At 74.9% G+C, this 20,039-nt stretch carries 20 protein-coding genes; 12 read left to right on the top strand and 8 right to left on the bottom strand.

The window, feature by feature from the left end; genetic code table 11:
• Positions 1–79: 79 nt before the first annotated feature.
• Genes QOZ88_RS09145 through glf form a run of 3 tightly spaced genes read right to left on the bottom strand, consistent with a single transcriptional unit; the run spans position 80 to position 3,844 of the window.
• Positions 80–985, bottom strand: coding sequence for a glycosyltransferase family 2 protein (locus QOZ88_RS09145; RefSeq protein ID WP_305999469.1), 906 nt, complete (start codon positions 983–985; stop codon positions 80–82).
• Entirely contained in the window at positions 982–2,601 is a 1,620-nt protein-coding gene (locus tag QOZ88_RS09140; protein WP_305999468.1) for a glycosyltransferase, read from the bottom strand. Before QOZ88_RS09140 ends, QOZ88_RS09145 begins: the two co-directional genes overlap by 4 nt.
• Before the next feature lie 55 nt (positions 2,602–2,656).
• Complete coding sequence (glf, locus tag QOZ88_RS09135) at positions 2,657–3,844, bottom strand: UDP-galactopyranose mutase (RefSeq protein WP_305999467.1); 1,188 nt, start codon at positions 3,842–3,844, stop codon at positions 2,657–2,659.
• A 163-nt stretch (positions 3,845–4,007) separates the two neighbouring features.
• Here glf and QOZ88_RS09130 point away from each other — a divergent pair, with 163 nt between their 5' ends.
• The 5 genes from QOZ88_RS09130 (at position 4,008) to QOZ88_RS09110 (ending at position 9,463) form a co-directional block, all read left to right on the top strand.
• On the top strand, positions 4,008–4,952 hold the full coding sequence (locus QOZ88_RS09130) for a glycosyltransferase family 2 protein (protein ID WP_305999466.1): 945 nt from the start codon (positions 4,008–4,010) through the stop codon (positions 4,950–4,952).
• Position 4,953: 1 nt separating this feature from the next.
• Positions 4,954–6,054, top strand: a complete 1,101-nt coding sequence (locus QOZ88_RS09125; protein ID WP_305999465.1) for a mannose-1-phosphate guanylyltransferase — start codon at positions 4,954–4,956, stop codon at positions 6,052–6,054.
• 21 nt (positions 6,055–6,075) lie between these two features.
• Positions 6,076–6,846, top strand: coding sequence for an SDR family NAD(P)-dependent oxidoreductase (locus tag QOZ88_RS09120; protein WP_305999464.1), 771 nt, complete (start codon positions 6,076–6,078; stop codon positions 6,844–6,846).
• Positions 6,847–6,901: 55 nt separating this feature from the next.
• Complete coding sequence (locus QOZ88_RS09115) at positions 6,902–7,795, top strand: DNA-3-methyladenine glycosylase family protein (protein ID WP_305999463.1); 894 nt, start codon at positions 6,902–6,904, stop codon at positions 7,793–7,795.
• A gap of 186 nt (positions 7,796–7,981) precedes the next feature.
• Positions 7,982–9,463: a hypothetical protein gene (locus QOZ88_RS09110; RefSeq protein ID WP_305999462.1), complete on the top strand. Its 1,482-nt coding sequence runs from the start codon at positions 7,982–7,984 to the stop codon at positions 9,461–9,463.
• A gap of 40 nt (positions 9,464–9,503) precedes the next feature.
• Here the strand turns inward: QOZ88_RS09110 and rfbA are convergent, their stop codons facing one another.
• From rfbA to cofD, 3 genes are read right to left on the bottom strand one after another with little or no spacing between them, the layout of a single operon-like run.
• Entirely contained in the window at positions 9,504–10,370 is an 867-nt protein-coding gene (gene rfbA, locus QOZ88_RS09105; RefSeq protein WP_305999461.1) for a glucose-1-phosphate thymidylyltransferase RfbA, read from the bottom strand.
• A gap of 29 nt (positions 10,371–10,399) precedes the next feature.
• Positions 10,400–11,461, bottom strand: a complete 1,062-nt coding sequence (locus tag QOZ88_RS09100) for a coenzyme F420-0:L-glutamate ligase (protein WP_305999460.1) — start codon at positions 11,459–11,461, stop codon at positions 10,400–10,402.
• Positions 11,458–12,408, bottom strand: a complete 951-nt coding sequence (cofD, locus tag QOZ88_RS09095) for a 2-phospho-L-lactate transferase (RefSeq protein WP_305999459.1) — start codon at positions 12,406–12,408, stop codon at positions 11,458–11,460. Before cofD ends, QOZ88_RS09100 begins: the two co-directional genes overlap by 4 nt.
• A gap of 382 nt (positions 12,409–12,790) precedes the next feature.
• Between cofD and QOZ88_RS09090 the strand changes: the two genes are divergently transcribed.
• Both QOZ88_RS09090 and QOZ88_RS09085 read left to right on the top strand, forming a co-directional pair.
• Complete coding sequence (locus tag QOZ88_RS09090) at positions 12,791–13,021, top strand: WhiB family transcriptional regulator (protein WP_170852167.1); 231 nt, start codon at positions 12,791–12,793, stop codon at positions 13,019–13,021.
• Positions 13,022–13,125: 104 nt separating this feature from the next.
• Complete coding sequence (locus QOZ88_RS09085; RefSeq protein WP_305999458.1) at positions 13,126–13,938, top strand: hypothetical protein; 813 nt, start codon at positions 13,126–13,128, stop codon at positions 13,936–13,938.
• 3 nt (positions 13,939–13,941) lie between these two features.
• On the opposite strand, the gene QOZ88_RS09080 is transcribed toward QOZ88_RS09085, so the two are convergent.
• Together QOZ88_RS09080 and QOZ88_RS09075 are read right to left on the bottom strand one after the other, a co-directional pair.
• A complete protein-coding gene (locus QOZ88_RS09080) occupies positions 13,942–14,811 on the bottom strand; it encodes a hypothetical protein (RefSeq protein ID WP_305999457.1) in 870 nt (289 codons plus the stop codon).
• A gap of 176 nt (positions 14,812–14,987) precedes the next feature.
• Entirely contained in the window at positions 14,988–15,452 is a 465-nt protein-coding gene (locus QOZ88_RS09075) for a metallopeptidase family protein (RefSeq protein ID WP_305999456.1), read from the bottom strand.
• A 220-nt stretch (positions 15,453–15,672) separates the two neighbouring features.
• Between QOZ88_RS09075 and QOZ88_RS09070 the strand changes: the two genes are divergently transcribed.
• The 5 genes from QOZ88_RS09070 (at position 15,673) to QOZ88_RS09050 (ending at position 19,880) form a co-directional block, all read left to right on the top strand.
• Complete coding sequence (locus tag QOZ88_RS09070; protein WP_091928959.1) at positions 15,673–16,023, top strand: DUF3499 domain-containing protein; 351 nt, start codon at positions 15,673–15,675, stop codon at positions 16,021–16,023.
• A gap of 94 nt (positions 16,024–16,117) precedes the next feature.
• Entirely contained in the window at positions 16,118–17,497 is a 1,380-nt protein-coding gene (locus tag QOZ88_RS09065; RefSeq protein WP_305999455.1) for a phosphomannomutase/phosphoglucomutase, read from the top strand.
• Entirely contained in the window at positions 17,494–17,703 is a 210-nt protein-coding gene (locus QOZ88_RS09060) for a Trm112 family protein (protein WP_244523759.1), read from the top strand. Before QOZ88_RS09065 ends, QOZ88_RS09060 begins: the two co-directional genes overlap by 4 nt.
• Before the next feature lie 10 nt (positions 17,704–17,713).
• Positions 17,714–18,859, top strand: coding sequence for an SIS domain-containing protein (locus QOZ88_RS09055; RefSeq protein ID WP_305999454.1), 1,146 nt, complete (start codon positions 17,714–17,716; stop codon positions 18,857–18,859).
• 76 nt (positions 18,860–18,935) lie between these two features.
• Positions 18,936–19,880, top strand: coding sequence for a DUF808 domain-containing protein (locus tag QOZ88_RS09050; protein WP_305999453.1), 945 nt, complete (start codon positions 18,936–18,938; stop codon positions 19,878–19,880).
• Positions 19,881–20,039 lie beyond the last annotated feature (159 nt).

Raw genomic sequence — 20,039 nt, 5'->3', positions numbered from 1 at the left:
GCCTGTGCCGTGCGACGCGGACGGACCCCCTCCCGGCCGGGGAGGGGGTCCGTTGCTGTCGTACCAGGTCGCTCCGAGGTCAGAGCACCGTGCGCGGGAAGGCCGGCTTCGGGTCGAAGCGGATGCCCTCGACGAACTTCTTCGCCAGCCGGCGACGCAGCCGCCACGGCACGCGCCCGCCCCGCAGGCCGGTGAAGAGCCGCTGCGCGAACCGCAGGGCGGCGAACGGGTCCTCGTGGTGCCAGCGGTAGGACGCCTCGTTGCGGACCCCGTAGGCGAACTTCCACATGTTCGAGTCGTTGACGTCCCCGAAGTTCACCCCGCGGTTCACCGCGAGGTCGTGCGTCACCGTGCTCGTCAGCACCTGGACGCCGGGCCCCGCGGCGGTGATCCGGCGGGTGTACTCCTGGTCGTCGAACCAGATGAAGTACTCCGACAGCGGAAGACCGAACTGCGTGAGCACCCAGCGGGGGAACATCACCGACACGAACGAGCACGAGTTGACCAGCACGCTCTGCTCGCCACGGGCGAGGAGCTTCCCCCAGTCCCAGGTCGGCTCGGGGTTGTTCATCTCGCAGACGTCGCCGTCGGTCCACTTCACGACCGAGCAGGCGTAGGGCAGCCGCATGCCCATGCTCTTCTCGGCGGCCGCGTGCCCGTCCACCAGCTGGCGCAGTGCGTCGGTGTCGGCGTAGCAGTCGTCGTCCATGATCCAGACGAGGTCCGCGCCGCGCTCGTAGGCCACCGACATGCCGTGCGCGAAGCCGCCGGCGCCGCCGGTGTTCTCCGTGAGCTGCTCGATGTGGACCGTGTCGCGGCCCCGGTACTGGTCGAGGACGGAGGCGGTCGAGTCGGTGGAGGCGTTGTCCACCACGATCACCTGGTCGGCCGGGCGGTCCTGGTTCAGGACCTGCTCGATCACCTTGCCGAGCTTGTCCGCCCGGTTGTAGGTGACGATGACCGCGGCCACGTTGGTCGTGCTCACGAAGCCCACCTTTCGTAGAGTTCCCGGGTCCACGCCCGGGCATCGGGGAGCGCGGCGAAGGCGGACACCCGCCCGTGCTGGCGGTGCAGCAGGGCGGTGAATCGCTCGGCGTCGTCCAGCAGGCCGGCGATGTTCCGCTCGGCCTCCCGCAGGAACGCCAGGGGTGCGCGCGGTAGCAGGAGTTCCGGGAGGACCACCGAAGCCTGGGAACCCACGTCGCTGCTCATCACGAGGGCGCCGTGGGCGTCGGCCTCGAAGGAGGTCAGCGTGACACCCTCGTTGTCCGAGCTGATGACCAGCAGGTCGGCCTCGGACAAGGTCTTCGACACCGGCTGGTCGGGACCGCGCAGGTCCACGACGCCGTCGAGCCCCAGCCGTGCGCGGTGCGACCGCACCTCGGCGGCCAGCTCGCCGTCGCCGTGCATGGCGAAGCGGACCCGGTCCCCGTGGGTCTTGCGCAGGTGCGCTGCGAGGCGGAGGAACAGGTAGGGGCGCTTCTGCTGAGTGAACCGACCCACGAAGGCGATGGTGAGCGGATCACCGGCCTTCCGCGTGGGCTCGGGACGGTCGCCGGCGGCGGGGTCGACGGTCAGGCCGGCCAGGGTCGCCAGTTGCACCTTCTCCCGCGGCAGCCCCTGGCGGTCGACGAGGTAGTCGCGCAGCTGCGGCGAGATGACGTGGTGGGCGTCCATGACGTTGGACAACCTCAGCGCGATGTCGACGAAGCCGCCGGTCCGCCACTCCAGGACGTGCAGCGAGTCGACCAGCTCGGTTCCCGGGTACTGGGCGCGGATCCACGGCAGCCGCTGGTACAGCCAGCTGCAGTGGTGGACGTGGACGCCCCGGATGTCGAACCGTTCGAACAGCTGGCTCAGGAGCCGGGACTCCTGGGGGCCGCTCATCGGGTGCGTGAGCGGGATGACCAGTGCGCCGTCGTACTCCGGTCGGACGATGTCGGGGTGGCCCGAGGGGCGGTCGCTGAGCACGATCGGGAACAACCCGGCCTCGCGGGCGAGCGAGATGGTCTCGGTGGCCCACTTCTCGGCCCCGCCCAGCTCGAGCCAGTGCAGCCCGAAGAGCACTGCCTTGGTGGAACCCCTGGACGAGCCCACCGAGGTGTTGTCCAAGCGGCCGACACGGGGGATGGGCCGGGACAGGCGGCGGTTCTCCAGCCGGTCCGTGCGCAGCTGGCGGGCGGCGTCGAAGGCGACGGGGACCCGGCGGCGCACCGTGTTGCGGGCGGCGTGGAGCCTGCCCGGGGGCTGCTCGTTGCGCATCAGCGACTCGGGCGGCCCGCCGAGGTCCAGGACGACGTCCACGACGCCGGTCGGCGACTGGGGGTGCCCGGTGGCGTGGGCCTCGATCGTCCCGACCACCGTCCGGTCGTCGGGCCACTCGATGTGCGACGTCCGCTGGTCGGTCAGGGACGGCAGGTGCGGGCCGTCGGTCCGGAGCACCGTCGCCCGGACGCGCTCTCCCGGACGCGCGAGGCAGTGGAACGCCAGCGCCCCGTCGAGCAGTCGGGCCTCGCGCGGTGTGAGGCCGGAGAACCAGTCCGGCTCGTGGAGGATCTCGAAGACCCGGTGGGCCCCGGTCTGGTCGTGCGGGTCGGTCACCGGTGGTTCTCCTCGGGAAGGCGGTCGCCGTCGGTGCAGGCGGTCGTCTCCTGCATCAGTCCTCCAGGCGACCGTCGAGCGAACCGCCCTGGTCGAAGAAGGGGCGGATCCGGTTGTCGAACATGCTGAGCGCGGAGCCGATGGCCATGTGCATGTCGAGGTACTTGTACGTGCCGAGCCGCCCCCCGAAGAGGACCCGCTTCTCCGCGGCCTCCTTCGTGGCCAGCTCGCGGTAGCGCTCGAGCTTGGCGCGGTCCTCCGGGGTGTTGATCGGGTAGTAGGGCTCGTCGCCGGTCCGCGCGAACCGCGAGAACTCCCGCACGACCACGGTCTTGTCCTGGGGGTAGTCCCGCTCCGGGTGGAAGTGCCGGAACTCGTGGATCCGCGTGTAGGGCACGTCCTCGTCGGCGTAGTTCATGACCGAGGTGCCCTGGAAGTCACCGATCGGCAGGACCTCGGTCTCGAAGTCCAGCGTGCGCCAGCCGAGCTCCCCGGCCTCGTAGCCGAAGTACTTGTCGATCGGGCCGGTGAACACCGTCGGGACGTCGGCGGGCAGCTCGTCGCGGACGTCGAAGTAGTCCGTGCTCAGCCGCACCTCGATGTTCGGGTGGTCGGCCATGCGCTGCAGCCAGGCGGTGTAGCCGTCCTTCGGCAGACCCTCGTAGGTGTCGTTGAAGTACCGGTTGTCGAACGTGTAGCGCACCGGGAGCCGGGCGATGACGGCCGCGGGCAGCTCGGTCGGGTCGGTCTGCCACTGCTTCTTCGTGTAGCCGCGGATGAACGCCTCGTAGAGCGGCCGGCCGATCAGCGAGATCGCCTTCTCCTCGAGGTTGGCGGCCTCGGCGGTCTCGATCTCGCCGGCCTGCTCGGCGACCAGGGCGCGCGCCTCGTCCGGGGAGAAGCTCTTGCCGAAGTACTGGCAGATGGTGGCCAGGTTGATGGGCAGGGCGTACGTCTGCCCCTGGTAGATGCTGAAGACCCGGTGCTGGTAGTCGGTGAACTCGGTGAACTGGTTCACGTAGCGCCAGACCCGCTCGTTCGACGTGTGGAAGAGGTGCGCGCCGTAGACGTGCACCTCGATGCCCGTCTCGGGCTCCGGGGCGGAGTAGGCGTTGCCGCCGATGTGGTCCCGGCGGTCGATGACCAGCACCCGCTTGTCGAGCTGGCTGGCCACCCGCTCGGCGACGGTGAGCCCGAAGAATCCGGAGCCTACGACGACGAGGTCAGGTCCTGTGGTGGTCACGGGTCTCGACGGTACCTGTCGGTCAGGGGGCGCACGACCACGCAGCGGTGGTGCCGCGCCGCGTAGCGGCCCGTTCCGTCACATCCATCCCATGCACCCCGCCGGGCCCTGTCGCGGGACGGGATCCGAGCGTGACCGGTCCGAGTGCCTAGGGTGGGCCCCCGTGTCGTCTCCCTCCGGCCCGCCGCCGCTGCGCGTCGTCGCCGTCACCTACTCGCCGGGTGCGGCGCTCGAGCAGTTCGTCGACTCGCTGGCCGGCGCGACCAGCGGGCCGGTGGAGGTGGTCCTCGCCGACAACGGCTCGACCGACGGCGCACCGGAGCGCGCCGCGGCCCGCCACCCGCACGTGCGGGTGCTGCGCACGGGCGGGAACATCGGCTACGGGGCGGCGGCGAACGCCGGGCTCGCCGACGTCCGCACCGGGCGGGCGCTGATCGCCAACCCCGACCTGCGCTTCTCGCCCGGGTCGGTCGACGAGCTCCTGGCCGCCGCCGACCGCTGGCCGCGGGCCGCCACGCTCGGCCCGGCGATCATGACGCCCGACGGCGAGCTCTACCCGTCGGCCCGGGACCTGCCGCGGCTGTCCACCGGCGCCGGGCACGCTCTGCTGGGCTGGGCGTGGCCCGGCAACCCGTGGACCGCGCGCTACCGGCGCGAGCGCGAGGCACCCCGCGAGCGCCCGGCGGGGTGGCTGAGCGGCTCGTGCCTGCTGGTCGACCTGGAGGCCTTCTGGTCCGTCGGCGGCTTCGACCCGGGCTACTTCATGTACTTCGAGGACGTCGACCTCGCCGAGCGGCTCACCCGCGCGGGCTGGCTGCACGTCTACGTGCCCACCGCGGTCGTCGAGCACGAGGGCGGGCACGCCACCCGGCGGGAGCCGCACCGGATGCAGCGGGTGCACCACACCAGCGCGCTGCGGTACCTCTCCGGGCAGTACCCCCGCCGGCGGCACGCCCCGCTGCGCACCGCGTTCCGCGCCGGGCTCGGGGGCCGGATGCTGGTCTCCTACGTCAGCGGGCGGGTCGCGGCCGGCGCCCGGTTCCAGCGCCGTGCCCGCGAGCTGGCGGCCGTGCCCGACCCGCGGCGCCGCGGGGCCGGGGAGGGCTGACGTGCGGCACGCGGTGATCATGGCGGGCGGTTCGGGCACGCGGCTGTGGCCGCTGTCGCGCGGCGACCGCCCCAAGCAGCTGCTCGACGTCGTCGCGGGCGCCGACGGGGCGCCGCACAGCCTGCTGGCCGAGGCCTGGGAGCGGCTGCGCGCGGTGCTGCCCGCCGACACCATCTGGGTCTGCACGGCGGCCCGCTACGCCGACCAGGTGCGGGCGGCGCTGCCCGAGCTGCGCACCGACCGGCTGGTGCTCGAGCCGGTCGCCCGCGACACCGCCAACGCCGTCGGGCTGACCGCGGCGCTGGTCGCCGACGTCGACCCGGACGCCGAGCTCGCCGTCGTCAGCGCCGACCACGTCATCCGGCCGGTGGAACGGTTCGCCGACGCGCTGCGCACCGCCTACGACGCGCTCGCCACCCGCCCCCGCTCGCTGGTCACCCTCGGCATCCGGCCGACGGCGCCGGCCACCGGCTTCGGCTACGTGCAGCGCGGCGCGCCCACCGACCGGCCGGGCGTGGCCGAGGCGGCGTCGTTCCGCGAGAAGCCCGACCGCGCCACCGCCGAGGAGTACCTGGCCTCGGGCCGGTACCTGTGGAACTCGGGCATGTTCGTCTGGCGCGCCCGCACGGTGCTCGACGCCCTGGCCGACCACCTCCCGGCCTCGGCCGAGGGCCTGGCCCGCATCGTCGCCGCGCCCGCCGGGCCGGCGCGGGACGCCGTGCTGGCCGAGGTGTTCCCGGGCCTGTCGAAGATCAGCGTCGACTACGCCGTCCTCGAGCCGGCCGCGACCGAGCCCGGGCGGGTGCTCGTCGTGGACTTCGACGTGGACTGGCTGGACGTCGGCTCCTGGCCCGCGCTGGCGCACACGCTCGACGACGACGGCGCGGGCAACGCGGTGCGGGGGCCCGCCGTCGTGCTGGACGGGGCGGGGAACATCGTCCTCAGCGACGACCCGGAGCACCTGGTCGCGCTCGTGGGCGTGCGGGACAGCGTCGTCGTGCACACGGCCGACGTCACCATGGTCTGCCCCGTCGCCGACGCCGAGCGGGTCAAGCAGCTGCTCGGCGCGGTGCAGGAGCGGTACGGCGACCGATTCTCCTAGGCACGTGATTGGCTGCGGGGCATGAAGAACTTCGACGTCGCAGCCGTGGTCAGCGGGGGAGCCTCCGGTCTCGGGGAGGCCACCATCCGGGCGCTGGCCGCCCGGGGTGCCGCGGTCACGATCATGGACCTGAACGAGGAGCGCGGGCAGGCGCTCGCCGCCGAGCTGGGCGGGCACACCACCTTCGTCCGCACGGACGTCACCGACGAGGCGTCGGTGGAGGCCGCCGTCGCCGAGGCGACCGGCAAGGACCGGCCGCTGCGCATCGCGATCAGCTGCGCCGGCATCGGGCTGGCCCAGCGCACCGTCGGCCGCGACGGCGCGCCGCACGAGCTCGGCGGCTTCACCCGCGTGCTGGGCGTCAACCTGATCGGCACGTTCAACGTCCTGCGCCTGGCCGCAGCCGCGATGGCGCGGACCGAGCCGGGCGAGGAGGGCGAGCGCGGCGTCGTCGTCAACACCGCCTCCATCGCCGCCTTCGACGGCCAGATCGGGCAGCTGGCGTATTCGGCGTCCAAGGGTGGCGTCGTCGGCATGACCCTGCCCGCGGCGCGCGACCTCTCCAGCGTGGGCGTGCGCGTCTGCACCATCGCCCCCGGGCTGGTGGACACCCCGCTGCTGGGCTCGCTGCCGGAGGAGGCGCGGGCCGCCCTCTCGGCGGGCATACCCTTCCCCAAGCGGCTCGGCCGTCCGTCGGACTTCGCCGAGCTGGCGCTCGCGATCGTCGAGAACGGCTACCTCAACGGTGAGGTGATCCGGATGGACGGCGCGCTGCGCATGGCACCCCGCTGACCTCTTCCCGGAGCACCCGCTGAGCACCACTCTCGACGCCCCCGCCTACCACGCGGTGTGGACGCCGGACTGGCCCCTGGACCTCGGCCGGATGCTGGCGCCGCACCGCCGCGGGGCCGCTGACCCCGCGCTGCGGGTGACCGACTCCGGGACCTGGCGCACGACCTCCACCCCCGAGGGGGCCGCCACGGTGCGGCTGGTCCGCACGGCCGCGGGGGTGGCGATCAGCGCCTGGGGCCCCGGCGCGGAGCCCGCCGGGGCCGCGGTGCCCGAGTGGCTCGGCGCGGCCGACCGCCCCGAGGAGTTCCGGCCCGGCGACCACCCGACGGTGGCCGAGCTGCACCGCACGACGCCGTGGCTCCGGCTGGGGCGGACCGGCCGCACCTGGGACGCGCTGGTGCCGGCGGTGCTGGAGCAGAAGGTGACCACCGCCGAGGCCTACCGGGTGTGGCGGGAGCTGCTGCGGCTGGCGGGGGAGCCCGCCCCCGGCCCGGCCCCCGAGGGGATGCGCGTGGTGCCGTCGGCCCAGCGCGTCCTGGAGGTGACGGACTGGGAGTGGCACCGCTGCGGCCTGGACGGTGCCCGCCGCCGGGCGCTGCGCGCGGCGGCGACCGCGGCCTCCGCCCTGGAGCCCGAGCGGGCCGGAGACTCGGCCGGACTGCAGCGGCGGATGTGCTCGCTGCCCGGCATCGGGGTGTGGACGGCGGCCGAGGTGGTGCAGCGGGTCCACGGCGACCCCGACACCGTCAGCGTCGGCGACTACCACCTGAAGAACCTCGTGGGCTACGCGCTCACCGGCCGCCGGGACACCGACGACGAGGGCATGCTCGCGCTGCTGGAGCCGTGGCGGGGGCACCGGCAGCGGGTGGTGCGCCTGCTCCTGGCGGGCGGGCCCCGGCGGCCACGGCGCGGCCCGCGCTTCGCCCCGGTCGACAACCGGCGCCGTTAGCGGACCGGGCCCCCGGGCGCCGCCCGGCGGACGGACGGGTCGGGTGGTGCGGGCGGGGCCGACACGCGCGGCCGACCCGCGGGTCGGCGACGACCGAACCTAGAGTCGGAGCTCCCGGCCCCCGACTGGCGGCCGGTAGCGGGCCGCCCGGGCGACCCCTCGACGCGGAAGCGGTGTGCCAGGCCCATGGGGAGCAGGACCAGCGCGGCGGCCGGCCGCACGTGGGTCGCCGCGCACTGGACCGGTGTCCTCGTCGCCCTCGGCACCGCGCTCTTCGCGGCGAACGTCGCGCCGGTGTACCCGGGGCTCATGTCCTGGGACTCGGTCCGTCAGCTCGAGCAGGCCGTGGACCTCGGCCGGCTCGACGACTGGCACCCGCCGGTGATGACCGTCCTGTGGCGGGTGCTGATGTCGTCGTCCGGCAGCGTGGGCAGCCTGCTCGTCGCCCAGCTGGCCCTGCTGTGGGGCTCGCTCACGCTGCTGTCGGTGTACGTCCACCGGCGCGGGGGGCGTCGCCTGCTCTCCCTGCTGCCCCTGGGCATCGGGCTCCTGCCGTACGTGGTGAGCATCTCCGGGGTGATCTGGAAGGACCAGCAGCTCGCCTTCGCGCTGCTGGGTGCCGTCGTGCTGCTCCTGCACCTGCGCGAGGGGATCCGGCGGGTCTGGCTGCGCAACACCACGATCGCCGTCACCGTGCTGCTGCTGGCCTACGCGGGCGCGGTGCGCTACAACGCGCTGCCGGCGCTGGTCCCGCTGCTGTTCCTGCTGACCTGGCCGGGCGCCGCGCGGCGCGGCCGGCTGCTCCTGGCCGCGGGCACGGTCGCCCTCTCGCTCGCCGCGACGCCGGTCATCGACGCCGTCCGGCCGGTCCAGGAGACGCACCCTGCGGCCAGCATCATGGTCGACGACGTCCTGCACCTGTACACCGTGGCCGAGCTCCGGACGGCGGCGGTGGACCCGCCGTTGGAGGAGTACCTCGTCCGGATGGCGACGTCGTGCCCGCCGGGGGAGTTCGACGTCAACTACACCTGGCGGTGCGCCAACACGACCGGCACCGTGCCCGCCGTCTTCCTCACGCACCACGAGCAGCTGCGCGGCCTCTACCTCCGGGGCATCGCCGAGCACCCCCTGCGTTACGCCCAGTTCCGCCTCGGGGTGTTCGCGGACTTCCTCGACACGCCGCCGGAGCAGGTATTCGTGTCCTGGTACGGCATCCAGGAGAACGCACTGGGACTGACCTTCGCCCCCGGGCCGGCGGTGGAGCTGCTCGCGTCGTACGAGGCCTTCACGGCCCGCAACTTCGGCTTCCTCTACCGGCCGTTCTTCTGGCTGCTGGCCGCCGTGGCGGTGACGGCGGTGGCCTGGCGCCGGCGTCCGGCCGGTGGGCACGCCCGGGTGGTCGCCGGCATCGGCGCGTCAGCTGCCGTCTACATCGTCAGCTACCTGCCGATGGTGATCGGCTACGACTACCGCTACGTCTACTGGCCGGCCGTCGGGGTCACCGTCGCCGCGGTGCTCCTGCTGCTCGATGCGGTCCTCCGGCGCCGTGGCGTGGCTCCCCACCGCGAGCCGGGGGCGACGGTGGGGGTACCGCGCGCCGAGGAGGACACCGCCCCCGTGGCGGTCGGCGAGCGGCTCGGGCGGGTGCCGCCGCCGGTACCCCGGTGACCTGCTCCAGGGCGGACCCGCACGCGCTGGCCCCCAGGGGTCAGCGCTCGTCGAGCAGGCCCAGCAGGTAGGCCCCGTAGCCGCTCTTGCCCAGCGGCTCGGCGATGGCGCGCAGGCCGTCGTCGTCCAGCCAGCCGTTGCGCCAGGCCACCTCCTCGATGCAGCCGATCTTCAGCCCCTGGCGCTCCTCGACGACCGAGACGAACTCGGTGGCCTGGCGCAGCGAGGCGAAGGTGCCGGTGTCCAGCCAGGCCGTGCCGCGGTCCAGCGCGGTGACGGTCAGCCGGTCCTCCCGCAGGTAGTGCGCGTTGACCGCCGTGATCTCCAGCTCGCCGCGGGCGCTCGGGGTGATCCCGCGCGCGACCTCGACGACGTCGCCGGCGTAGAAGTACAGCCCCGGGACGGCGTAGGAGCTCTTGGGCCGGACCGGCTTCTCCTCGATCGACAGCACCCGGCCGGCGTCGTCGAACTCCACGACGCCGTAGTCCCGCGGGTTGGCGACGTGGTAGGCGAAGACGTGCCCGCCGGCCGGCTCGGGCAGGCGCGAGAGGGCCGTGCCCAGGCCCGCGCCGTAGAAGATGTTGTCGCCGAGCACCAGGGCCACGGACTCACCGCCGAGGAACTCCGCCCCGATGAGGAACGCCTGGGCCAGCCCCTCGGGCCGCGGCTGGGCGGCGTACTCGATCCGCATGCCCAGCCGGGTGCCGTCGCCCAGGAGCGCGCGGAAGGCGGCCTGGTCGTCCGGGGTGGTGATGACCAGCACCTCGAGGATCCCCGCCATCATCAGCGTGGAGAGCGGATAGTAGATCATCGGCTTGTCGTAGACCGGCATGAGCTGCTTGCTCACGGCCTGGGTGATGGGGAACAGACGGCTCCCCGTGCCACCGGCCAGGATGATCCCGCGCATGGGGACGAACCGTACCCAGCGGTGCGGCTCTAGAGCGCCGGTCCGCCGAGCCACAGCCTCCCGACGAGTGAGGTGCCGCCGGCGCCGGGCGCGGGCTCCCAGCGGGTCGCCCAGCCCTCCGCGTGCAGCTGCACGATCGCGGCACCGACCAGCGCGCCGGCGTTGAGGGCGCTCGTCGTCGTCACCGCGTCGGGGAGGTGGACGTCGACGGCGCCGTCGCCCTCGCCGCCGTGCCGGAGCACCACGGGGAACTCCGGCAGCGCGGCGCTGGCGACCCGGAAGGCCGCTGCCGCCGCCTCCCGGTCGCCGGGGCGGGGCACCAGGTCGTTCGCGGGCGCCCGCGAGCCCACCAGGTCCCGGGAGCCGTAGGGGAAGAGGTCGTCGGCCGGCAGGCGCACCAGCGGCCGGGTGCCCTCGTCGGCGTCGTCGGCCGGGCGCCGCACCGGCAGCCCGCGCACCACCGCCACCGGGACGCCGGCCAGCTTGCCCTTCACCAGGTCCGCGGCCGACGCCAGCTCGTCGACCACGGCGATCCGGGTGGTCTCCAGCCGGTTGCCGTGGGCGTCGAGGGCGCCGCGGTGGTCGTCCAGGGCGGTGATCCCGGCCGAGCCGACGGCGACGTCGGTCAGCCCCTCGCGCCAGGTGCGGCCGAAGGTGTCGCTCACCACCACGGCGACGTCGACCCCGGCGAGCGCGCGCAACCGGGCCCGCAGTCGCCGCGCGGAGGCGTCGGCGTCCTCGGGGAGCAGGACGAGGGTGTCGGAGGCGACGTTCGACGCGTCGATGCCGGCCGCGGCGACGACCCAGCCCTGGTGGGTCTGCACGATCTTCAGCGGCCCCCGGCGGGCGAGCACCCGCACCGTCTCGGCGTCGATCGCCCGCTGCCGGGCGGCCTCCCGGTCGGCCCCGGGCTCGAGGCGGACCAGCCGCCCCTCGACCTTCGAGACCACCTTCGAGGTGACGACGACGACGTCGCCGTCGGCCAGCCAGGGCGCGGCGGCGGCCACCGCCGCGGCCAGGTCGTCGCCCGGCGCGAACTCCGGCAGCCCGGCGACGGGCAGGACCGAGACGCCGGCCGGGAGCCCGCTCACCGGGCGCAGGCGTCGAGCGCGGCCCGGGCCAGCGCCGTCGTCGCCTCGGGGGAGGACATGAGCAGCGGCAACCGCCGCACGTCGACGCCCGGGACGTCCGCGGGATCGTCCTCGGCGACCAGCCAGGCGTCGAGCAGGCCGCCGTCGGCGCGGGCGCCGTAGTGCCGGCCGACGCCCTCGGCGCTCACCTCGATGCCCAGCACGGGCAGGCAGCGGTCGGCCATGCCGCGCACGACGGCGCCGCCGACGATCGGGGAGACGCCCGCGATCCGGGCGGAGGAGGTCAGCAGGGCGTCGCGGACCCCCGGGACGCCGAGGACGGTGCCGATCGACACGACGGGGTTCGACGGCGCTAGCAGGACGGCGTCGGCGGCGGCCAGCGCCTCGGCGACCCCCGGTGCGGGCCGGGCCGCCTCGACGCCGATCTGCACGAACGCGGCGGGGTCCAGGGCCGCGCGGTGCCGCACCCACCACTCCTGGAAGTGGATCGCCCGCTGGCGGCCGTCCTCGGGATCGGTCACGACGACGTGGGTCTCGACCCGCTGGTCACTCATGGGCAGCACGGTGACGCCGGGCTGCCAGCGGTCGGCCAGCGCCGCGGTGACCGCCGACAGCGGGTAGCCGGCATCGAGCATCCGGGTGCGGATCAGGTGCGTGGCCAGGTCGCGGTCGCCGAGGCCGAACCACGCGGGGTCGGCGCCGTAGGCGGCCAGCTCCTCCTTGACCGTCCACGACTCGCCGGCCCGCCCCCAGCCGCGCTCCTCGTCGATGCCGCCGCCGAGCGTGTAGACGACCGTGTCCAGGTCCGGGCAGATCCGCAGGCCGTGCAGCGTCACGTCGTCCCCGGTGTTGACCACGGCCGTGATCTCCGCCTCGGGCGCCGCGGCGCGCACCCCACGCAGGAACCGAGCCCCTCCGGTCCCACCGGCCAGCACGACGATCTGCACGAAACGCATCGTGCCCGATGAGCACTTGTCGACTGTTCGCCGGGCGTGTCGGCGGGTGCCACGAGATGTGACGAACACCCTGGTGCGCGTGGGGCTGCTGTGGCGTGTCGCTTACACCGGGCGAAGTTGACGGCCGGGCAACGACACGCGTGTAATTCCCGCGGTGTCGACGAGTGCTGAACGGCCCGGGAACGTCCTGCCGGCCGCGCACCGTGACGAGAGCGAGAGGGGACGCACCGTCATGGCAGAGGTGTCGTGGTTGAGCGATTACGTGAACGGCACGGAGCGGTCGGCCGACCGGCTGGCGGCGACCGGCCACGGCGCGGGCCAGGTCCTGGGCCAGGGCGCGGGGCAGCCGTTCGTCGGCTTCCTCGGGTTCGGCCTGGAGCCCGACACCCAGTCGTGGCAGGAGCGCGCGCTGTGCGCCGAGACCGACCCGGAGGCGTTCTTCCCTGAGAAGGGTGGCTCCACCCGCGAGGCGAAGAAGATCTGCACCGGCTGCGAGGTCAAGGCCGAGTGCCTGGAGTACGCGCTCGCCAACGACGAGCGCTTCGGCATCTGGGGCGGCCTCTCCGAGCGCGAGCGGCGCCGGCTGCGCCGCCGCGCCGTCTGAGCCCTCAGCCCACCCCCGCGCGCAGCGGCCCCCGGCAGGGGCCGTCCAGCACCTCACCACAGCCGCCGGCGCCCCTCGCCGGCGGCTGTGGTTCTGTTCGGGGCATGGTCGCCCGGGTCGCCGTCGGTCGAGCGCGGGTGGTCCGCGAGGTCCGGGCCGCCGAACCGCTCGCCGCCGCGTTGTCCGCGCCGCTGACCGCCCGCGCGCCGTGGCTGACCGCCGTGCTGAACGACGGCGCCGCCCGCTGGCTCCCCACCCGCCCCGCCGCCGTCGTCGTGGACGGGGCGGCCGACGGCCCGCCCCGCGCCGCGGCCTTCCTCGACCTCCGGCGGCGCGGACCCGTCACCGCGGTCCGCCTGCTCGGGCAGGCGCGGTCGCCCCTGCCCGGTGGCCGTCCCACGGCCCGGCTGCTGGCGCGGGACGCCGAGGCCGCGGACCTGCTCGCCGGCGGGGTGCTCTCCCTGCTCGACTCCCTGCGCGGCCCCTGGTCGCTGCGGTTCACCGGGCTCCCGCTGGGTGATCCCACCGCCCGGTCGCTGGCGGCCCGCCTGCGCACCGCCGTCCTGGCGAACGAGCGCAGCACGCTCCTGGTCGACGCCCTGGACGGGATCGGGCCCGTCGAGCGGGGCCGGGACGGGCGGCTCCTGGAGCGCTGGCTCCCCGAGTTCCTCGCCGCCGCGCCCGACCGCCGGGCGCGGGGCCTCCTGCGCGCCACCGCCCGGCTGCACGCGGCCACCGGCCACCTGGAGGTCGCCGTGGTCGCCGACGGCGACCGGCTGCGCGCCGGGCTGCTCACCCTGCTGGACGGCGGCGACCGCTGGCCGTGTTGGGGCGTGGCCGGCGACGGCGGGCTGGAGACCGGGATGGGGGCGCCGGTGAGCACCTTCTCCGTGCCGCTGCGGCGCTGGCCGCGCTGAGCCTCAGCCCGGGGGGCGCATCCGGCTGTGTTCGGCGAGCACCGCGGCGCGCCCCGTGCCCAGCCGCAGGTCGCCGCCGGCGGCCCGGGTCCCGTCGGCGGCCGGAGCTCCCTCGGGCGACACGGTGAGCTCCAGCGGGTACACCCGTCCGGTCGCCTCGGGTGCGGAGCCGTCCGGGCGCACGACGGTCGCGGCCTCACCGCGCACGACCCACCCCTCGCCATCGCGGATCACGCTCAGGTCGTCGCCCTCGACGACGGCGTGCTCGACCGGCGTGGCGGTGCAGCCGGCGGCGACCGGGTCGGCGGGGGCCTCGGCGGTCAGGCAGTTGTAGGTGGGCAGCCGCAGCTCCAGCCGCGGGGCACCTGCACCGGTGGTGAGCCGCACCTCGGGGTAGGTCGCGGTGACGCCCACCGCCCGCGGTTCCAGCACCAGGCCGCCCACCACGAGGTCGGCGACGGGGACGCCGGGCGCCTCGATCGTGATGGCCGGTGCCGGCGACGTCCCGGAGGCGCGGACGGGCGGCGTCCGGTCGGCCGTGGCGGCCGCGACGGCGGCGGCCGCGCCCACGAGCGCCAGCGCGGCGACGCAGAGGGCGGCCAGCAGCGGGCCGGACCGCTCCCGGTCGCCGACGGGCGGCGACGGCTCCGGCGGGGCGAGCGTCGCCCAGCCGGCGGGCGGCGGCGCCTGCGGCCGGGTGCCGGGTGGGTGCTCGAGGAACTCGGCCAGGTCGTCGACCGGTGCGGCGGACCGCCCCCGGCGCCGGCCGGCGCGGTGCCGGGCGACGGCCAGGACCGACACCAGTGTGGCCACCGCGAGCGCACCCAGGACCACGCCCACGACGAGCCAGGCGGTGGCGGCGGGGGCGTCCATCCCGACCAGCATCTCAGCCGGCCGCCCTGGGCCATGGCGGCCTTCCGCCAGGGCGCTGCTGCCGGGCCTGTGGACGGCGGGGCTCGATCTCGCGGTGCGTCACCCGGGCGCGCGGTGCGCGGCGCGGTCGGCGGTGATGTGGCGAGGAGGACCGGCCGCCGGCCCGCGGGGCCGGCTCACGTGGGATCGATCTCCTCCGGGTCGCGGCCCAGGAGGGTGGCCACCTGGTCGACGACGACGTCGCGCACCAGGTCGGCGAGATCCTCGCGGTCGTGCGCGCGCAGCTCCAGCGGGCGCCGGTAGACCACGATCCGCGGCGGCACCTCCTCGCCCTGCTCGCGGCGGGCCGGCAGCAGGCGGGCCAGGGGGACACCCGCGTCGTCGAGCACGTCGGCGTCCAGCAGCGCCTCGTCCGGATCGGTGTGCTCCACCCACGGCACGTCCTCGACGGCGAACTCCACGCCGGCCAGCTCCCGCTCCCAGCGGCGCTCGAGGTCCTCGACCGCGTCCAGCACCAGGTCGTCGAACTGCTCGGCGCGGCTGCGCGACAGCGGCACCTGGGCGGGTACGAGGCGTCCCCGCAGGCCGCGACCGTGGCGGTCGCGGCGGGAGCGGGGGCGGCGGCGCGGGGGGTGGCTCATGACTGCACGCAGGGTACGGCGGGACGTGACACGCCAGGACCCGGCACGGTTCGCCGGACGTTCCCCCACGTCCGGCCCCGCGCGGCGTCATCCCGCGTCCGACCGGTGACGATGCCCACGGGGTCATCGTGCAGGATGGGGCGCCACAGCCGGTTTCCCGGTGCGCCTGCTGTCGCGCACCGCCGGGCGGGATTACTGTGCCTTGCGTGAGGAACCGGTGGTGAGGCAGTCACGGCGCTGCTCGCGCAGCGGCTGCGCGCAACCGGCAGCGGCGACCCTGACCTACGTCTACGCGGAGTCGACCGCTGTCGTGGGCCCGTTGGCGACGTACTCCGAGCCGCACAGCTACGACCTGTGCGAGTTCCACGCCGAGCGGCTGACCGTCCCGCGTGGCTGGGAGGTCGTCCGGCACGAGATCGACATCGACGACGTCGGGCCGACCGGGGACGACCTGCTGGCCCTGGCCGACGCCGTGCGCGAGGCCGCCCGTCCCGAGCCGCCGCGCAACCCCGCCGACGACGGCAGCGGCATCCGCCGCGGCCACCTGCGGGTCCTGCCCGACCTCCCCTAGCTAGAAGGACCCCGCTGCCCCCGTCGCTCGCAGGCTCGCGGCGGGTCCGTGCAGCGGGGCCGACGGACGCCCCGGCGCCCGATAGTGTCGGGGCGTGCGTGATCTCTCGGCCCTGATCAAGGCCTACGACGTCCGTGGGGTCGTCCCCGACCAGTGGGACGAGGACGTCGCCCGCGCGATCGGCGCGGCCTTCGCCGAGTTCGTGCACGCCGAGAGCGGCGCCACGGCCGTGGTCACCGCGCACGACATGCGCGAGTCCTCCGTCCCGCTCTCCCGCGCCTTCGCCGAGGGCGTCATCGCCCGCGGCGTCGACGTCGTCGAGGCGGGCCTGGGCTCGACCGACCTGCTGTACTTCGCCGCCGGCTCGCTGGGCCTGCCCGGGGCGATGTTCACCGCCAGCCACAACCCGGCGCAGTACAACGGCATCAAGCTGTGCCGCGCCGGTGCGGCGCCCATCGGGCAGGACTCCGGGCTGGTCACCATCCGCGAGTGGGCCGAGCGCGACGACTACGAGCGCAGACCCGACCGGGTCGGCACGGTGTCGGCGCGGGACGTGCTCGCCGGGTACGCCGCCCACCTGCGCTCGCTGGTCGACCTGTCCGCGGTCCGGCCCCTGAAGGTCGTCGTCGACGCGGGCAACGGCATGGGCGGGCACACCGTGCCGGTGGTGCTCGCCGACCTGCCGCTGGAGATCGTCCCGCTCTACTTCGAGCTGGACGGCTCGTTCCCCAACCACGAGGCCAACCCGCTGGACCCGGCGAACCTCGTCGACCTGCAGCGCGCCGTCGTCGAGCACGGGGCCGACATCGGCCTGGCCTTCGACGGCGACGCCGACCGGGTGTTCGTCGTCGACGAGCGCGGCGAGCCGGTCAGCCCGTCGGCCATCACCGCGCTGGTCGCCGTCCGGGAGCTGGCCAAGGGGCGCGGCACGACGATCATCCACAACCTGATCACCTCCCGCGCCGTCCCCGAGATCGTGCGCGAGCACGGCGGGCAGCCGGTGCGCACCCGGGTGGGGCACTCGTTCATCAAGGCCGAGATGGCCCGCACCGACGCAGTCTTCGGCGGCGAGCACTCCGCGCACTACTACTTCCGCGACTTCTGGCGGGCCGACACGGGCATGCTGGCTGCCATGCACGTCCTGGCGGCGCTCGGCGAGCAGGGCCGGCCGCTGTCCGGGCTGACCGCCGCCTACGCGCGCTACGCGGCCTCGGGCGAGATCAACTCCACGGTGGCGGACGCGGCGGAGCGGATGGCCGCCGTGCGCGAGCTCTACGAGGGGGAGGACGGCGTGACGGTCGACGAGCTCGACGGCCTGACCGTCGAGCTCCCCGACGGCGCGTGGTTCAACCTGCGGGCCAGCAACACCGAGCCGCTGCTGCGGCTCAACGTCGAGGCGCCGGACGAGGCGCGGATGAGCGAGCTGCGCGACCGGGTGCTCGGCACCGTGCGCGCGGAGGAGGAGCAGGAGTGACCGGTACCCAGAGCAGCCCCGCCGCCGGACCGCTGGGGCTGGACCCCGAGCTGCTGGCGATCCTCGCCTGCCCGGACACCCACCACACACCGCTGACCGTCGACGAGGCGGCCGGCGAGCTCGTCTGCGGCACCTGCGACCGGGCCTACCCCGTCCGCGACGGCATCCCGGTCCTGCTGCTCGACGAGGCCCGGCAGCGCGGGTGAGGGGCGCGCCGTGACCTCACCGGAGCTCGCCGAGGAGGTGCTCGACGACCTCGAGCTGCTGCGGGCCCGCGATCCGCGCGGCCTGCTGCCGGCCGTCGCCGGCTCGGGCGCGCAGGTGCGGGAGACCACCCGGCTGACCGAGGAGGCGGGCCTCGACCGGGTCACCGGGGGTGGCCGGCCCCGCGGGCTGGTCGTCGTCGCCCGGCGGGAGGGGGCCGTCGCCGCCTCGGTCCTGCGGGCGCTCCTCGGGCCCACCAGCCCGGTCACCGTCGACGTCGTCCCGGGCCCCGCGCTGCCGGTGTGGACCGGCCCGAGCGACATCGCCGTCGTGGCCACCCGCACCGGTGCCGGCGCCTACGCGGTCGGGCCGGCCTACGAGGCCGCCCGCCGGGGCGTCTCCCTGGTCGGCATCGGGGCCGACGACGCACCGCTGCGCGGGGTGTGCGCCTCCGCCCGGGCGCCCTACGTCGCCCTGCCGCGCACCCGCGTCCGGCACACCACCCTGTGGTCGCTGTTCACCCCGATGCTGCGCCTGGCCACCGACCTCGGGCTCCTGGCGCCCGCGGTGGCGGACCCCGAGGCGGTCGCGGCCGCGCTGGACGAGGTGGCCGCGGAGTGCGGCCCCGCGCGGGAGACGTTCGTCAACCCGGCCAAGAGCCTGGCCCTGGAGCTGCTGGACACGCTCCCGGTGATCGCCTCGGAGGGCCCGCTGGCGGGCGCCGCGGCGACCCGCTTCGCCGACCAGCTCGCCACGCTCGCGGGGCTGCCCGCGACCGACTTCCGGCTGCCCGACCAGCGGGTGGCCGCCTGCGCCGTCCTCGGGGGGCCGCTGGCGCCGCAGGACGCCGCCGACGACTTCTTCCGGGACCGCGCCGACGACACCGGCCGGCGGCTGCGGCTGCTGACGATCCGCGACAGCGAGGCCGGCGAGCGCGACGGCGCGGGGGAGCGGGAGCCGCGTTCGGCGGCGGAGGGGATGCAGCAGGTGCTGAGCACCGCCGCCGCGCACAGCGTGCCGGTCAGCGGCCTGGCCGAGCACGGCGAGCCCGGCCGGCTGGGCCGGTTGCCCCGCGTGGCCCGGCAGCTGGCGGTCGCCGACTTCAGCGCCGTCTACCTGGCGCTGGCGCTCGACCTGGAGCGGGTACCGCGTCCCTGAGGGCGCGCGCGGACCGCGGACGGTCCACCATCATCTGCGACAGCACACCGGTGCTGACCGACCGGAAGGAACTCCCTTGGCGGGTGGACTCGTAGCCCTGCTCGACGACGTGGCGGTGCTGGCGCGCGCGGCCGCCGCCTCGATCGACGACATCGGCGCAGCCGCCGGACGGGCCAGCATGAAGGCCGCCGGCGTCGTCGTCGACGACACCGCGGTCACGCCCCAGTACGTGCACGGCCTGAACGCCGAGCGCGAACTGCCGATCATCCGGAAGATCGCGCTGGGCTCGCTGCGCAACAAGCTGCTGGTCATCCTCCCGGCGATCCTGCTGCTCAGCCAGTTCCTGCCGTGGCTGCTGACCCCGATCCTGATGATCGGCGGCGCCTACCTCTGCTACGAGGGCGCGGAGAAGATCTGGCACCGGGTCAGCGGGCATGCCGAGGCCCACGCCACGGTGGAGGACGCCCTCCCCGACGAGAAGACGATCGTCAGCGGGGCGGTGCGCACCGACTTCATCCTCTCGGCCGAGATCATGGTGATCAGCCTGAACGAGGTGGCCAGCGAGGCGTTCTGGTCCCGGGCGATCATCCTCCTCGTCGTCGCCGTGGGCATCACCGTCCTCGTGTACGGCGTCGTCGGCCTCATCGTGAAGATGGACGACGTGGGGCTGAGCCTGTCCCAGCGGTCCTCGAAGGGCCTGGCCGCGTTCGGCCGCGGGCTGGTGAAGGGGATGCCGAAGCTGCTCTCCGCGCTCACCGTCGTCGGCACCGCCGCGATGCTCTGGGTCGGCGGGCACATCATCCTGCTCGGCACCGACGAGCTCGGTTTCCACCCGCTCTACGAGTTCGTGCACCACCTGGAAGAGGCGGCGCACGACGCCACCGGCGCGCTCGGCGGGGTCGTGGGCTGGCTGGTCAACACGCTGGGCAGTGCCGTCCTCGGCCTCGTCGTCGGGGCGCTGGTCGTGCTGGTCATGAACCTGACGGTGCACCGCTCGAAGGCGGGCGCCGACGCCCACTGAGAGCGGGCCTCGTCCTCCTCGCGCGTCGCGAGCACGGCGCGAGCCTCGCGACGAGGCCGGGGACGTGCGGGGGCACGGACCCGTCCCGGGTGTGCGCGCCGCCGTCGGAGGGTGGTTCCTGCGGCCCCTTGGGGTGAGGTCGCGTTCCGCGAGGCCGGG

The organism is Blastococcus carthaginiensis, assembly GCF_030731085.1.
Taxonomy (GTDB): Bacteria; Actinomycetota; Actinomycetes; order Mycobacteriales; family Geodermatophilaceae; genus Blastococcus; species Blastococcus carthaginiensis.
Note: the sequence above shows the minus strand (reverse complement) of the source record. Positions and strands in the feature narration are given on the sequence as shown.

What these genes read in the sequence shown, in the direction of transcription:
- QOZ88_RS09080 (WP_305999457.1), bottom strand. Translation starts at nt 14,811, where the DNA reads ATGGACGCCCCCGCCGCCACCGCCTGGCTCGTCGTGGGCGTGGTCCTG.
- QOZ88_RS09120 (WP_305999464.1), top strand. Translation starts at nt 6,076, where the DNA reads ATGAAGAACTTCGACGTCGCAGCCGTGGTCAGCGGGGGAGCCTCCGGT.
- QOZ88_RS09085 (WP_305999458.1), top strand. Translation starts at nt 13,126, where the DNA reads ATGGTCGCCCGGGTCGCCGTCGGTCGAGCGCGGGTGGTCCGCGAGGTC.
- rfbA (WP_305999461.1), bottom strand. Translation starts at nt 10,370, where the DNA reads ATGCGCGGGATCATCCTGGCCGGTGGCACGGGGAGCCGTCTGTTCCCC.
- QOZ88_RS09075 (WP_305999456.1), bottom strand. Translation starts at nt 15,452, where the DNA reads ATGAGCCACCCCCCGCGCCGCCGCCCCCGCTCCCGCCGCGACCGCCAC.
- QOZ88_RS09110 (WP_305999462.1), top strand. Translation starts at nt 7,982, where the DNA reads ATGGGGAGCAGGACCAGCGCGGCGGCCGGCCGCACGTGGGTCGCCGCG.